Here is a 13206-nt window from a genome sequence, read left to right as displayed (position 1 = left end):
GATCGTGGATCACTCACGATCGTCTCGGGCGTTTTTTCTGCGCCGAGGGGCCTTGACCCCGTTCGGTCGGACTCCTCAACGGGCGGTTCGGACCGATTGGACGATCGGAAGGGGACGCCGCCCAGCCGATCTCAACCGCCGTCAGCGGATCGACGTGCAGCCGGGAAAGGGCCTCGATCCCCAGAACCATGATATCGCGCTCGCTGACCGTCCCCCTGGGGAAGCTGGAGAGCGAAACGTCGTACTTGTCGCTGGCGCCGAACAGGTGCATCAGTTCGTGAACGAAGGTGATGGGATCCGCGAAGGGCGGCCCCGCCATCGGAGCCTCGAAGTCGTCCTCCCGAGCGTAGCAAACGGCCACGGCCACGCCGGGAATGCCGGTCGCGTCGCTTGGCAGGGCGATGGACTTGCCCGCGCGTCGAACGTGCAGGAGCCAGACGATTTGATCGGCCTCGATCCGGCGACCGATCCGGCCGAGCAGGTCCACTGGGTCCTTGAACCCAAGCCGGCCGGCCGCTCGGCCGAGGATTCCGAGAATCCGGTTTTCGGCGTCCGGATCGGGCAGGCCGACGTCTCCCCACTCGTCGGGCCTGAAGATCGCAACCTCGCGGTTCGTGTCGTCCTCGACGGTTTCAAAGTAGCACTCGACCAGATCGAGATTGACGGGGACCTGCCATCGGATCGCCTCTCGCTCGATCCAGGCTCCGGCCCTTCGCAGGGCGCGATGGGCCTTGATCAGCTCGTCGATCGACCAGCCCTTGCCGTCCCGACCGACAAACAACGAGACAATCGCCACCTTTCCCAGTAATGGAGGATAGCGTCGCCCCCAGATCCGGAATCCGTGGAAGTCTCCCTCACCCGGTCGAGCCTCCAGCCCTTCGAACCGTCGAAACTCCCATCCTTCGATCGGCTGGCTCGCGATGGCCCCCCCAATCGGCAAGGTGCCGACCTCCCCGTCCGCGGCACGAGTGTCGTGAGGCGTGGGGAACGGGACCATGTCCCGATCGACGGGTATCGCGTCCCGATCATTCTGGCTCCCGTTCCGACGCCGCCTCGCGGCTGTTACCGCCAGGACCATTCCCCCGCTCGCCAGCACGGCCAGCCCGATCAGCACCCAGACGATCGCGTCTTCCCCAGCCCAGAGGAACGCGAGGCAAACGACCGATCCAGGCATCCGCCCTGCTCCCATCGACCCGGAGATCCCTTGCCCAACCACCTGAACCATCGATGTCGAAGCCTCGGCTCCGGTCCTGTAACGACTTGCCCTCATCCCTCGTGAGGGATCTTACCCGAACCGGACCGATGGAATCTTCCGTTCCCGAGCTTTCGAGGAAGCGCGGGTGCATCTCTTGTCGAGAAGGACCCCGAACGGATACAGTGATCCATTCGACTTTCCCGGACCCTCCGGACGCTTCGATTCGCCGCATCCCGGTCGCGCAAGACCCTGGGATGACCACTCACGGGAGCAAGAACTCCGAAATGTATGTCCCCAAGAAGCTGTTCTTCACCAAGGGCGTTGGCGTGCATCGTGAGAAGCTCTCCAGCTTCGAGCTGGCGCTGCGCGATGCTCGGATCGCCTACTATAACCTCGTCCGGGTTTCGAGCATCTTCCCGCCGAATTGCGAGGAGGTCTCGATCGACGAAGGGTTACCGCAGCTTCAACCCGGCCAGATTGTGCACTGCGTGATGAGCGAGTGCGCCACGGCCGAGCCGAACCGCCTTTGCGCCGCCAGTGTCGGCGTGGCGATCCCCCGCGATCGCAATCGCTTCGGCTACCTCTCCGAGCACCACGCCTACGGCCAGAGCGAGAAGTTCGCCGCCGACTATGCCGAGGACCTCGCCGCCGAGATGCTCGCCACCGTCCTCGGCGTCGAGTTCGATCCCGATAGCTCCTGGGACGAGAAGCGCGAGATCTGGAAGATCGCCGACGTCATCTACCAGACCAAGGAAGTGACCGCCACGGCCGTCGGCCACGCCCGAGGGCACTGGACCACGGTCGTCGCCGCGGCCATCCTGTTGCCCTGAGTGACGCGGTTCCATCGGCTGTCAATCGACGCCTGGCTGGGGGAGGGAGCCTCAACTCGCCTCCCCGATGGCCGACTCCCTTCCCCTTGTCTTGTGGCGGTTTCGACCTGTTGCTTGCCGTTCGTTCGAGATCGTTCGAGCAAGCACTTGAGGGTTGGTTCATGGCAGAGAACGCGTATCTCCATCAAATCAGTCGTCACCGGATCGCCCCTCCCGCGGTTACCGGTTCCGTCTCGGCGGCCGACCTGATCGACCAGGCGATGCTCAGCTACAACGGCGGACGGCTCCGCGAGCTTTGCCAGGTCTTCACCCGCAAGATGCTCGAACCGGATTGCACGGTCGGCCTGACGATCTCCGGCGCCTTGACCCCCGCCGGGCTCGGCATGAGCTGCCTGATCCCCCTCATCAAGGCCGGGTTTGTCGACTGGATCGTCTCCACCGGAGCGAACCTCTACCACGACACCCACTACGCCCTCGACCTTCCGCTCCACCAGAGCCTCCCCGGACTCGACGACTTCCGTCTCCGCGAACACGACATCATCCGCATCTACGACATCGTCTTCGACTACAAGACCCTGCTCGATACGGACGCCTTCTACCGAGAGTTGCTTGCCAGCGACGCCTTCTCCCGATCCATGAGCACCGCCGAGTTCCACTTCGAGGTTGGCAAGTATCTCCATGCCCGTTCCAGTGCCCTCGGCGGCACGCCCGGCAATAGCTTCCTCGCCGCTGCGTACGAGGCCGGGGTCCCCATCTACACCTCCAGCCCCGGCGACAGCTCGATCGGCATGAACGCCGCCGAGCGTTCTCTCGCCGGCGGAGCCTTGCAGCTCGACACCCTTCGCGACGTGAACGAGACCGCCGCTATCGTGTACGCCGCTAAGCGCAGCGGCGGCACCTCCGGCGTCCTCATCCTCGGCGGCGGCAGCCCGAAGAACTTCATCCTCCAGACCGAGCCTCAAATTCAGGAAGTTCTCGGCCTCGAAGAATCCGGCCACGATTACTTCCTCCAGATCACCGACGCCCGCGCCGACACCGGCGGCCTCTCCGGCGCGACGCCTCATGAGGCCATGACCTGGGGTAAGGTCGATCCCGAACGCCTGCCCGACGCCGTCGTCTGCTACACCGACAGCACCATCGCCCTCCCGTTACTGACCGCCCACGCCCTCGCTCGACGCGAACCCCGGCCGCTCAAGCGGCTCTACGACCGCCGCAACGAGCTGTACGAGACGCTCCGTGCCTCCTACGACGAGCGCGTTTCCAGCGGCCTGCCCACCGGTATCGCCGCCCGTCAGAAGCAGAAAAGCCAAGGGCCCGACGAGCCTTCCCGTGACCCCAGCCACCCCGATACGATCGATCGCGCCCGATGATCCGGACGCCCCTGCCCTGATCGAGGCCGCCGCGATGCTCCGCGCCGGCGGCCTCGTTGCCTTCCCGACCGAGACGGTCTACGGCCTCGGTGCCGATGCCACCAACCCCGAGGCCGTCGCCCGCATTTTTCTCGCCAAGGGGCGACCGTCCACTAACCCCCTGATCGTCCACGCTGACGGCCCCGACCTCGCCCGCCGTTGCGTTTCCGTCTGGCCCGAGGCCGCCGAAACTCTGGCCCGCCACTTCTGGCCCGGCCCGCTCACGCTCGTCCTGCCTCGATCGCCCCTCATCCCCGACATCGTGACCGGCGGTCGCGACACCGTCGGCGTTCGCGTGCCCGATGTCGGCGTCGCTCGCGCGCTCATCGAACGGGTCGGCCGTCCCCTTGCCGCGCCCAGTGCCAACCGATCGAACCGCATCTCCCCCACTCGGGCCGAACACGTTTCGCGGGATCTCGACGGCCGGATTGACCTGATCCTCGACGCCGGCCCGACCGCCGTCGGCCTCGAATCGACCGTGCTTGATCTGACGAGCAAACCCCCCCGCATCCTCCGCCCCGGCCCGATCGACGCGGATCAACTCGCCGCCGTCCTCGGCGTTCCAGTCCTCTCCTCCGTCTCCTCCGAATCGCTCCCTCTTGCCGACCGCGCCGCCGCTAGCCCTGGCCTCATGGCGATCCATTACGCCCCCCGGACCCCGGCCATTCGCCTCGAACCCGGCTCTCCTCCTCCCGCGATCCCGGCCGAGACCTCGGTTGCCCTGATCGTCTTCGGCCCCCTCGCTCCGGAGCTTGGCTCACTCCGCCCCTCCCTCCGGATCGACCTGCCCGATCCCGCACGGGCTTCCCGCACCCTCTATGATTCCTTGCACTGCTGTGATGCTTCGGGAGCCTCTTTGATCATCGTCCGGATGCCTCCCGATCACCCCTCGTGGGCTGCCGTCCGCGATCGTCTTCAGCGGGCCACAACCGTCCCCGAACCTCCGCTCCCCGCTCGGCCTCTGACCTGAGCCGGAACGTTTCGGAACACCGCATCCCGACCCTCTCCAACCCTCACGGAGCCTGACCCATGCCTCGCCACGACGAGAAGCGGCAACTCCGAGAAACCAAGCGCGAGCTGAAACGCGCCGGCCACAAGAAGGTCCGCGCCCGCTCCAAACACCTCCTCGAATCTTCTCCCGAGGACGCCCACCTCGCCCGCGACTCTTTCGGCCGCTACACCACCGCCCACCTCAACGGCATCGACCGTGATGCGACCCGTCGCCCTCGCCGCCCGGACGCACTCCATCCGTCCAGCAACGAGAAATCCCCAACCGATGACGGCTGCAGCTCGTAATCACTCGGCAACCTGTTCGATGAGCCGTTTCATCTCCTCCTCGATCCGAGCCGATCCCAGGAAGAAGAAGTCGTTGTGGTCCCCCGGCACTCGAAAGCTCGTCACCGGCCCGCCGGCTGCCCGAGCCAACCGGTCCGACATGCTGGCGGGAATCATCTGATCGTCCGAGCCGTGGCCGATCAGGGTCGGGCAGCGAATGCCCTCGATCTTCTTCAGATTCTCGAAGCGGTGCTTCAGGAACAGGCCGAGGCCCGGGATCGGGTAGAACCGGCGCACCATGTCCTGCATGCTTGTGAACGAGCTGAAAACCGCCAGCCCCGCCACCTCTTCCCGGCTGGCCAGGTCCACCGCCACCGCTCCCCCCAGCGACCATCCCGCGGCGATGATCCGACTCGGATCAAGATCCGCTCGACTCCTCAAATGAGCCAGCGCCGCGTCGGCCGTGGCGTAGCACCCGCGTTCGCTGGCCTGACCGCCGCTCAGGCCATAGCCGAGGTATTCGGCGATCATCACGTTCGCGCCCAGCCTACGGAACGATTCGAGCTGTTGCAGATTCCCCGACAGGCTGTCGCCATTGCCGTAGAAGAACAGAATCGTCGGCCGATGCGGGGCATCTTCCCGAGGCGATCCGTCTGCCTCAAGGGCCGCGCCGAACAGCCCGACCACCGGCTCTCCCCCCTCGGCCGTCATCTCCACGCGCTCCACCCCATCGCGGGGAACGACGGCGTATGCGGCCAACCCTTGCGACGCCTGGCCCGGAAAAATCAATTTGGCCTGAAATCCTGAAAGCACGAGCATCAACCCCAGGTAGACCAGGAGCACCATCCGGATCGCGCGCACTAGGATGGCGGTCATCCTTCCGGAGCGTCGGATCTTCGGTGGGTCGGCACGATCAATCGTCATCGGGCGAGATTCCGTTCCGAAGCGTGGCCTCCGATCGTCGAGTCCTCTCTGACGATTGTAGTGTTCCCGGGACGGGAGGCCACCTCCGAACCGATGCCGACCGCCCGAGTGCCTCCCGTCAGGGGGCTCGCGGTGGCCAATTTCTCTCCTTCGCTGAGAATCGTTGCCGGTGGAATTCTTTCCGGAATTATTGTTGACACGCTGTTGCGTGATCGACAACAAACGAGTGACGAACCAATCTTCCAACACGTCATGATCGAGGTATTGAGGCGCTGGCGAAAGCGATCGGAGATGTCTCGCGAAATCACCAGCTCCGACATCCCGCCACCACGAGGAGAGGTCTCGATGCGTCACAATACCCTGCTCGGGTCCTGCGTTCTTGCAGCGCTCGGCGTTACCTCCTTCCTGACCGCCAGTTACGTGGTCGATGCGAAGGTCGTCCCTCCGTCAGAGCCCACTCAGGTCACCATCATTGAGTCAGCCGCCCCGACTGGTGCCCCGGCGAACGACCCTGGCAACATCATCACCTTGACTTCGGACCAATACCCATCGGCCACGAGCTCGGTCAGGATCAAACACCTTGAATCGACACCTGGTCAGATCGATGTCTCCGCGGTTTTCGACCTTCGAAACTCCGCGAGAAGAAGAAACTTCATCTGGAAGTTGGATGTGACCACTCAGGGAGAAAGACTGCCGGTCTTCTCTCACACTTATGGGAACCAGATTGGATCGAGCAGGAAAGGGACGCACATTCGTCCTACCTTCACCGAACGGATCCCGATGTTACCCGGTGATTATTGTGTGACGGTCTCGATTCTTGAGGTCCCTTTTCTTGGGGTAGACGCGTTGAGCGACGACACGGTTGCCCGGAGAAATCTGCTTGCATCCGATACCGGAAAGGTTTCGATTGAGTAACAGGTTCATGCGCCAGGGCATCCCCACACAGGGGCAGGTCGAGGGGTAGCGTCGATCGGGATTCCCCAACCCTCCGATGCCTTGATCGCGATGTCCCCCCGGATCGAAGATCCACACCGGACAACGTGCCAGCCCGGCTGAACAACAAAAAATGCCGATCTCCTCGCGCGTGGCGAGGAGATCGGCGGTTGTTGAGCACCGATTCGTTACGGTCGAATCGACCGCACCGTCATCTCAAAGGCCCGAGCCAAACTCGGCGTCGCGATCGACCGGGGCGCTCTGATGGTGCCGGGCGTCGGAGCGCGGGGCGACGTGCGGCCCACGCAGGACCGACTGGCCCCCTCGGGCGTGCTGGGTGTGGCTTCGCAAGGGCCCTCGACGCAGCGGAGGAGCCGACTGCGCGGCCGGCACGGAGGTTTCGTAGGGGTTGGCGGCCGGCATCGGGTCGAAATCGTCGTCGAAATCGTCGTACCGGCAGACATAACCGGGCATCTTCGAGCGTTCCAGCTCCTCGGCGTAGTTGGCCAGGACCGCGGCCTGAATCTTTTCTCGGCAGCCGGAGTTGATCGGGTGCGCGATGTCGGCGTGCAGCTTGGCACGGCCGTCGGCGTCGCGAAGGGCGCGATTCTCATCCAGGCGGGCGCCGCACTGGTTGCAGAACCGAGAGCGCAGGTGGTTCTTCGTGCCGCAGTGGTGGCATCGGTCGGTCAGCTTGCGCGATGGCATGGCCACGAAGAAGCCCTTGGCCCCCTCGATGATCTTCAGATCACGAATGACGAACATGTCATCAAACGTAATGCTGCAGAAGGCCTGCAGGCGCTCGTTGCTGCCGGAGTTGTCCTCCATGAGCTTGATGCGCACTTCGGTGATTTCCACGGCCGTACTCCTTTACGCGGGGTGAATGTCTGGCTCAGGGACCGCATCGGACAACCCGGACCATCCCGATCCCGAGGTCGCCGAGCCGGCTGGCGGCGAGCTCTGCCGCCTCGCGGTTGCGAGCGAGGCCGAAGTAGGCCGAGCCGCTGCCGCTCATCAAATGCCCGTCCAAAACGGACGAGCCGAGGTCGTTCAGGGCCGCTCGGACCCGGCCCAAGGCCGGTTGAATCCGTTCGGCCACGGGTTGCAGCCGGTTAAACAGGCGCCTGCCCAATCGCTCCGAGTCGCTGCTCCGCAGAGCGTCGATCACCGGCTCGATCGGCTCGGGCCGATCCGGCGGGGTCAGCCCGGCGAAGGCGTCCGCGGTGCGAACTCCCACGGGAGGGCAGACCAGGATGGCGTGGAACCCAGCAATCGTGTCCGGGTTGAGGTTCAGGGGCTCCACGCGCTCGCCCCGGCCGCGGCAGACGGCCACGGGGGCGTCCAGAAAGAACGGAACATCGCTGCCAATCTGACCGGCCAGCTCGCGGAGCCGACCGGCCGGGGTGTGCAGGTTCCAGAGGCGATCCAGGGCAACCAGGGTCGCCGCGGCGTCGCTCGATCCCCCTCCCAGACCGGCCTGGGCCGGAATGGCTTTCTCCAGGGAGATCCGGGCGCCGAGCGTCTTTGACGCATCTGGGCCGGCCTCCGCTCGAAGCGTTTCGGCCGCCTTCACCACCAGGTTCTCCGCGCCGGTCGGCAAGCTCGGGTCATCGCACGTCAGCACGATTTGCCCCGAGTCGTCGGCGGCGAGGGTCAGGCGGTCATGAAGATCAATGGCGACCATCAACGTCTCGAGTTCGTGGAAGCCGTCGGGCCGTTTGCCCAACACCTCAAGGAAGAGATTCAGCTTTGCCGGAGCGAGCACTTCCACGCCCTCGGCAAGGGGACGGATGACCATTGAGGCAATACCCCGGATGTCGTCGCGATCGACCCAATGAGGACCACCGCAAGCGTCAAAGGTTCGGGAGCGTCGCGCCGAAGACCGACCAGAGGGTTCCGGTCGATCCGACCCTGGTGGTTCGAGATGATCGCCGGATGCGTCGCGACGTTCGCCAACACGCCAGCCAATCTGTCCCGATCACCGGGCCGGGCGTTTCGTCTCGCCTCGCGGTCCCGTCTCGTTCGGCGGTCGTTCTATAACGATCCCAGAAACCTCGCAATATAGAAAAAATACAATCTCGGAAAACGGAACCGCGAGGCGACGGTCATTTTTTCAATTTCGACGATTCTGCCGAAGGTCGATTCTGATGCGTCACCGTTCCGAGCCGGCCAATCGCTCGGCCTGATGCCGCACGCGGAGCGCCTCGGCTCGCTGCCTCAGCCCTTCGTAGCAAGACGCAAGTCCTTCCGCCGCTTCGTAAAACGGCTTGTTCCCCGGAAGCTTCCTCGGCAGCCTTCCGGTGAACGACCGGGGCAAGGCCCGCTCGACCAGTTCGAAGGCGTAGCCGAAATGCCCACGGGCCAGCACAAAATCTTCGTCCCACTCCAGCGCGATCCGTCCCAGGGCCACATGAACCCACAGATTGTCGCCGCACCCTTCCAAGGCGAAGCGCAGCGCATCGCGGGCCCCTTCCGGGTCCCCTTCCTTCCAGAGGGTCAGTCCTTCCTCGTAATCCGAGCGTCGTTGCAGGACGCACCGCGGATGAACCAGCTCGAAATCCTCCGAGTCATGGATCCGGCTGATCCCAATCATCCCCCGCCGCCCCCCTTGAGGCGATCCAGGGCCTTGTTTGCGTTCTCCCCGCCCGTGCTGATCTGACATGGCTCGTGTCCCTTCCTCGGCGATCGACCGACAAGACCCGGCAGACAGAATTCGACTTCCTCAACGGATCTTATCCGAGGACGCTGGTCCCTCAATGGTGGAGGCGTCGCGATCCGGTGATGCCCCGCTCGCTCGATCCCAGCAAACCTGCCATTTTGGCAGCGTTACTCGATTCGGCCAACAAGGCTCAACCGTGAAGTTCGTGTTATTAACGTATTGTATCTCAGCGAGTTGCGCGAATCGATCCCTCGATGGCACGCCGGCTGCGTCCGAGACGACCGCATCAGGCTCGCTCCCGACCGGTTCGCGAGCCTTACGAAACCAAGTCGTGTGACCTGTGGAGTGTCTCGATCCATGTCGACGGCCACCCGAGAACCCGAGCAATTCACGTTTCGGGCCGAGATCACCCAGCTCCTTCACCTGCTGGCCCACTCCCTTTACCAGAGCCGCGAGATCGCGCTCCGCGAGCTGATCTCAAACGCCTCGGACGCCCTCGACAAGATGCGCTACGTCGCCCTGACCGACGAGACGCAGCGCGAGGCCGCCGAGAACCTTGCGATCACCCTGGAAGGCTTGCCCGACTCGCGCGATCTGATTGTCCGAGACAACGGCATCGGCATGACCCGCGACGAGCTGGTCGAAAACCTCGGCACGATCGCCCGCAGCGGATCGCTCGAATTCCTCCGCAAGCTCGGAGAGGCCAAGGCCGATGTCTCGCTCATCGGCCAGTTTGGTGTCGGCTTCTACTCCGCCTTCATGCTGGCCGAGCACGTAACCGTTCGCTCCCGAAGTTACCGCGATGAACAGGGTTGGGAGTGGCGCTCCGACGGCTCCGGACAGTTCGAGATCCGCCCCATCGACAAGTCTGACCGCGGCACTGAGATCATCCTCCATCTCAAGGACGATGTCCGCGACCTGACCCGAGACGATCGCATCAAGCAGATTGTCCGCACCTATTCCCGCTTCATTCCTCACCCGATCCGGGTCGGAGGCGAGGTGGTCAACGACGTTCGCCCCATCTGGGTCGAGCCGAAGGGGCAAGTCAGCGACGAGCAGCACGCCCAGTTCTACCAGCACCTCGCCCACCGAAGCGACGAATCCCCCCTCTGGCACCTGCACATCGCCGTTGATTCCCCCATCCAGTTCCGCGCCTTGCTTTACTGCCCCCGGTCGAACCTCGAACGCCTCGGGCTCGGCCGGACCGAGCACGGGATGAACCTCCTCGCCCGTCGCGTCCTGGTTCAGAACGATTGCCGAGACCTCCTGCCCGACTCCTTCCGCTTCCTCTACGGCCTGGTCGACAGCGAGGATCTGCCGCTGAACGTCTCCCGAGAAACGCTCCAGGACAACTCGGTCATCCGTCGCATCCGAGGGGTCCTGGTCAAGTCGGTCCTCGATCGCCTGACCAAACTCGCCGAGGACGACCCCGAAACCTTCCTCGCCTTCCACGACCAGTTCGCCTCGATCCTCAAGGAAGGGATCATCTCCGAGTTCGAGCACCGCGACCGCTTCGCCTCGCTTCTGCGTTACCCCTCGTCCCGGGACGAGCAAGGCAAGGACCTGACCTCCCTGAGCGAGTACGTCTCCAGAGCCCCGAACGACCAGACGGCCATCTACTACCTTGGCGGTCCCGACCTTTCCTCGATCCGTAAGAGCCCAAATCTCGAAATCTTCCGCCGCCGAGGGATCGAGGTCCTCTTCCTGACCGACCCCATCGACGAGTTCGTCATGGCCACCCTCGGCCGGTTCGAGGGGAAGGAGTTGACGTCGATCGACGCGGCGGATCTCAACCTGCCCGGTCCCGAGATCGAGACGCCCCCGACGGAAACCTCCGGCACCGGGTTCTCAAAGGTCCTGGAAGTGTTCCGATCGGCCCTCGGCGACCGCGTGGTTGATGTCCGCGAGTCGAAGCGATTGACCGACAGCCCTTGCTGCCTTGTCAACGCCTCGGGCGGCCTCAGCACCCAGATGCAACGCATTCTTCAGCAGGCCAACCGAGACGTCCCCGCCATCGGCCGCGTGCTGGAAGTGAACCCGAATGCTCCCCTCGTCAGGAGACTGGCCGAGCTTTCCGGCAACCCGGCCAACGAGCCGTTTCTCACCCTCTGCGCCTTGCAACTCTGGTCCAACGCCCTGGCGATCGAGGGAACCCTCGTCGATCCCGAAGACATGGTCGCCCGCGTTCAGGACCTGATGGAACAGGCCGCGGCCGGCAAGTCCTCCATCATCCAGTGACTGCGAACTCGCCGGGCCGACCTTGGTTGGCCCGGCGTGTCCCTTCCGGGATTTTCTTTTGCACCGCTTCTCCTCCCCTTCCCGTTCCCTTCGCTCCTATGATAAAGGAACGTGCCTGACGACCGACCCGCGGGTCCTGGCCACCGGGGCCGACTCCGCCGGGGCAACTCGCTCGCACCGTCTTCAACAGGATTCCGGGAGATGTCTCGGGTCGTATTGCTGGTCGTGGGATTGATGGCAAGCAACGTCTTCATGACGATCGCCTGGTATGCTCACCTGAAGGGCTTTAAGGAAAGGCCGTGGCTGCTGGTCGCCCTGGTCAGCTGGTTGATTGCGTTCTTCGAATACCTGATCCACGTCCCTGCGAACCGGATCGGGCATCAGGTTCTCAACGTCGGACAGCTCAAAATTCTCCAGGAGGTCATCACGCTCAGTGTCTTCGTTCCGTTCGCGTTCCTCTATCTCGGGGAACCGCTTCGGTGGAATTACCTCTGGGCGGGGTGCTGCCTGCTCGGTGCGGTGTATTTTATTTTCAGGGGCTGATGGATTGGCTCCTCTCCCAATCACCACGGACTCCCGCATCGAGGAGATCCCATGCTGCCGACGCTTCTCCTGCTGCTCGCTGGATGGCCTGCCCTGACCGCGACCGAGCCTCTTCCCCCCGCTCCCTTCCCTTCCGACGAACCCGCTCGCGCCGAGGCTTCCCGGGGCGAAGCGCCTCCCCCTCGCGTCGGCTTCAGACGGATCGGGCTCCATCCTCGCCCCTCCTACCGACCCAACGACCCGAACCGCCCGACGGTCTGCCTGATCCACGGCATCAACTCCACCTCCGGCTCGTTCGTCCACCTCGCTCCCTTGCTCGAACGGGAAGGCTACGGCGTCGTCCTCTACGACTACCCGTACAATCAGGAACTTTCTCGGACGATCCCCGCCTTCGTCGAGTCCCTCCGCTCGTTTCGCAATCAGCATCGTGACGAGCGACCGTGGGGAATGCTTTGCCACTCGATGGGGGCCTTACTCGCCCGAAGTTACGTCGAAGGCCCGGAATACGCCGACGACGTGGCCGCCCTCATCCTGATCGGTCCGCCCAACGCCGGGTCCGCCCTGGCTCCCGCGCAGGACATGATCCAGGTTCTGGAGGCCTTCCGCGCCTCGATCGATCCCGAAGGCCGCACGCTCATGGTCCTCGGCGAGCGAATCGGCGCGGCCGCCAAGGACCTCGCGCCGGGCAGCACCTTTCTCTCAAGGCTCGCTCGGAATCGTCCGCGAGATGGAGTCCCCTACTACATTCTCGCCGGGGACGTGGGCTTCCTTACGAAGGAGGTTCGCAAGACAATTGAGGCCCAATACCGCCAGGTCCAGCGCCGAGCCGGATTCCTGGGCGAGCTGGCGGGCCTCGCCCTCCGCAATTTGCCCGAGGTCCTCGACGTGCTCACCGAAGGGACTGGAGACGGCGCCGTTGCGGTCGCCTCGACCCGGCTTGAGGGGGCGACCGAGCATGTCGTCATCCCGGTCAATCACGTCGAACTGATCCGAGGTCCTATCTTTTATCCCAATCCCGGCCCGGTCGCCTGCCACCCCTTTGTGTCTCGATGGCTGGCCGAGTCCCTGCCGATCACGACGCTCACCGAGGTCAAGGCCGAGACCGAAGCCGAGGTTGAAGCCGTTGTCGAAGTCGGCGGCAATGGCTCGTAATCGAAGGCTCCTCGTCTGACCGTTCCGATCGAGAGCCTCGGCCGGTCG

13 protein-coding genes are annotated in these 13206 nt (G+C 64.2%); 8 read left to right on the top strand and 5 right to left on the bottom strand.

Annotation, left to right across the window (positions count from 1 at the left end; all coding sequences use genetic code 11):
- Window positions 1–13: 13 nt before the first annotated feature.
- The gene (locus GA615_RS07815; RefSeq protein WP_152050722.1) at window positions 14–1174 is read right to left on the bottom strand and encodes a hypothetical protein; all 1161 of its coding nucleotides are present in this window, start codon (window positions 1172–1174) and stop codon (window positions 14–16) included.
- Between the two features lie 305 nt (window positions 1175–1479).
- On the opposite strand from GA615_RS07815, the gene GA615_RS07810 reads away from it, so the two are divergent.
- From GA615_RS07810 to GA615_RS07795, 4 genes are all read left to right on the top strand, one after another.
- On the top strand, window positions 1480–2025 hold the full coding sequence (locus GA615_RS07810; RefSeq protein ID WP_152050914.1) for a pyruvoyl-dependent arginine decarboxylase: 546 nt from the start codon (window positions 1480–1482) through the stop codon (window positions 2023–2025).
- 161 nt (window positions 2026–2186) lie between these two features.
- Complete coding sequence (locus tag GA615_RS07805; protein WP_152050721.1) at window positions 2187–3395, top strand: homospermidine biosynthesis protein; 1209 nt, start codon at window positions 2187–2189, stop codon at window positions 3393–3395.
- A complete protein-coding gene (locus tag GA615_RS07800; RefSeq protein WP_235905211.1) occupies window positions 3355–4404 on the top strand; it encodes an L-threonylcarbamoyladenylate synthase in 1050 nt (349 codons plus the stop codon). The genes GA615_RS07805 and GA615_RS07800 overlap by 41 nt, the downstream gene beginning before the upstream one ends.
- A gap of 59 nt (window positions 4405–4463) precedes the next feature.
- Window positions 4464–4730 (top strand): hypothetical protein, encoded by a 267-nt coding sequence (locus tag GA615_RS07795; RefSeq protein WP_152050720.1) that lies wholly within the window; start codon window positions 4464–4466, stop codon window positions 4728–4730.
- Here GA615_RS07795 and GA615_RS07790 read toward each other — a convergent pair whose 3' ends face one another.
- Window positions 4731–5633, bottom strand: a complete 903-nt coding sequence (locus GA615_RS07790) for an alpha/beta hydrolase (RefSeq protein WP_152050719.1) — start codon at window positions 5631–5633, stop codon at window positions 4731–4733. It lies immediately after the preceding gene.
- Window positions 5634–5726: 93 nt separating this feature from the next.
- Between GA615_RS07790 and GA615_RS07785 the strand changes: the two genes are divergently transcribed.
- A complete protein-coding gene (locus GA615_RS07785; RefSeq protein ID WP_161602223.1) occupies window positions 5727–6548 on the top strand; it encodes a hypothetical protein in 822 nt (273 codons plus the stop codon).
- Between the two features lie 234 nt (window positions 6549–6782).
- On the opposite strand, the gene GA615_RS07780 is transcribed toward GA615_RS07785, so the two are convergent.
- The 3 genes from GA615_RS07780 to GA615_RS07770 all read right to left on the bottom strand — a co-directional run bounded on the left by GA615_RS07780 (window position 6783) and on the right by GA615_RS07770 (window position 9159).
- The gene (locus GA615_RS07780) at window positions 6783–7424 is read right to left on the bottom strand and encodes a SpoVG family protein (RefSeq protein WP_152050717.1); all 642 of its coding nucleotides are present in this window, start codon (window positions 7422–7424) and stop codon (window positions 6783–6785) included.
- Window positions 7425–7458: 34 nt separating this feature from the next.
- Window positions 7459–8364: a 4-(cytidine 5'-diphospho)-2-C-methyl-D-erythritol kinase gene (gene ispE / locus GA615_RS07775; protein ID WP_152050716.1), complete on the bottom strand. Its 906-nt coding sequence runs from the start codon at window positions 8362–8364 to the stop codon at window positions 7459–7461.
- A 354-nt stretch (window positions 8365–8718) separates the two neighbouring features.
- Window positions 8719–9159, bottom strand: a complete 441-nt coding sequence (locus tag GA615_RS07770) for a hypothetical protein (RefSeq protein ID WP_161602222.1) — start codon at window positions 9157–9159, stop codon at window positions 8719–8721.
- A 423-nt stretch (window positions 9160–9582) separates the two neighbouring features.
- Here GA615_RS07770 and htpG point away from each other — a divergent pair, with 423 nt between their 5' ends.
- From htpG to GA615_RS07755, 3 genes are all read left to right on the top strand, one after another.
- The gene (gene htpG, locus GA615_RS07765) at window positions 9583–11463 is read left to right on the top strand and encodes a molecular chaperone HtpG (RefSeq protein ID WP_152050714.1); all 1881 of its coding nucleotides are present in this window, start codon (window positions 9583–9585) and stop codon (window positions 11461–11463) included.
- Window positions 11464–11664: 201 nt separating this feature from the next.
- On the top strand, window positions 11665–12006 hold the full coding sequence (locus tag GA615_RS07760; RefSeq protein WP_152050713.1) for a DMT family protein: 342 nt from the start codon (window positions 11665–11667) through the stop codon (window positions 12004–12006).
- 51 nt (window positions 12007–12057) lie between these two features.
- The gene (locus GA615_RS07755; RefSeq protein WP_152050712.1) at window positions 12058–13158 is read left to right on the top strand and encodes an alpha/beta hydrolase; all 1101 of its coding nucleotides are present in this window, start codon (window positions 12058–12060) and stop codon (window positions 13156–13158) included.
- The last annotated feature ends 48 nt before the right edge of the window (window positions 13159–13206 follow it).

Source organism: Tautonia marina (assembly GCF_009177065.1).
In the GTDB taxonomy this organism is placed as follows: Bacteria; Planctomycetota; Planctomycetia; order Isosphaerales; family Isosphaeraceae; genus Tautonia; species Tautonia marina.
Note: the sequence above shows the minus strand (reverse complement) of the source record. Positions and strands in the feature narration are given on the sequence as shown.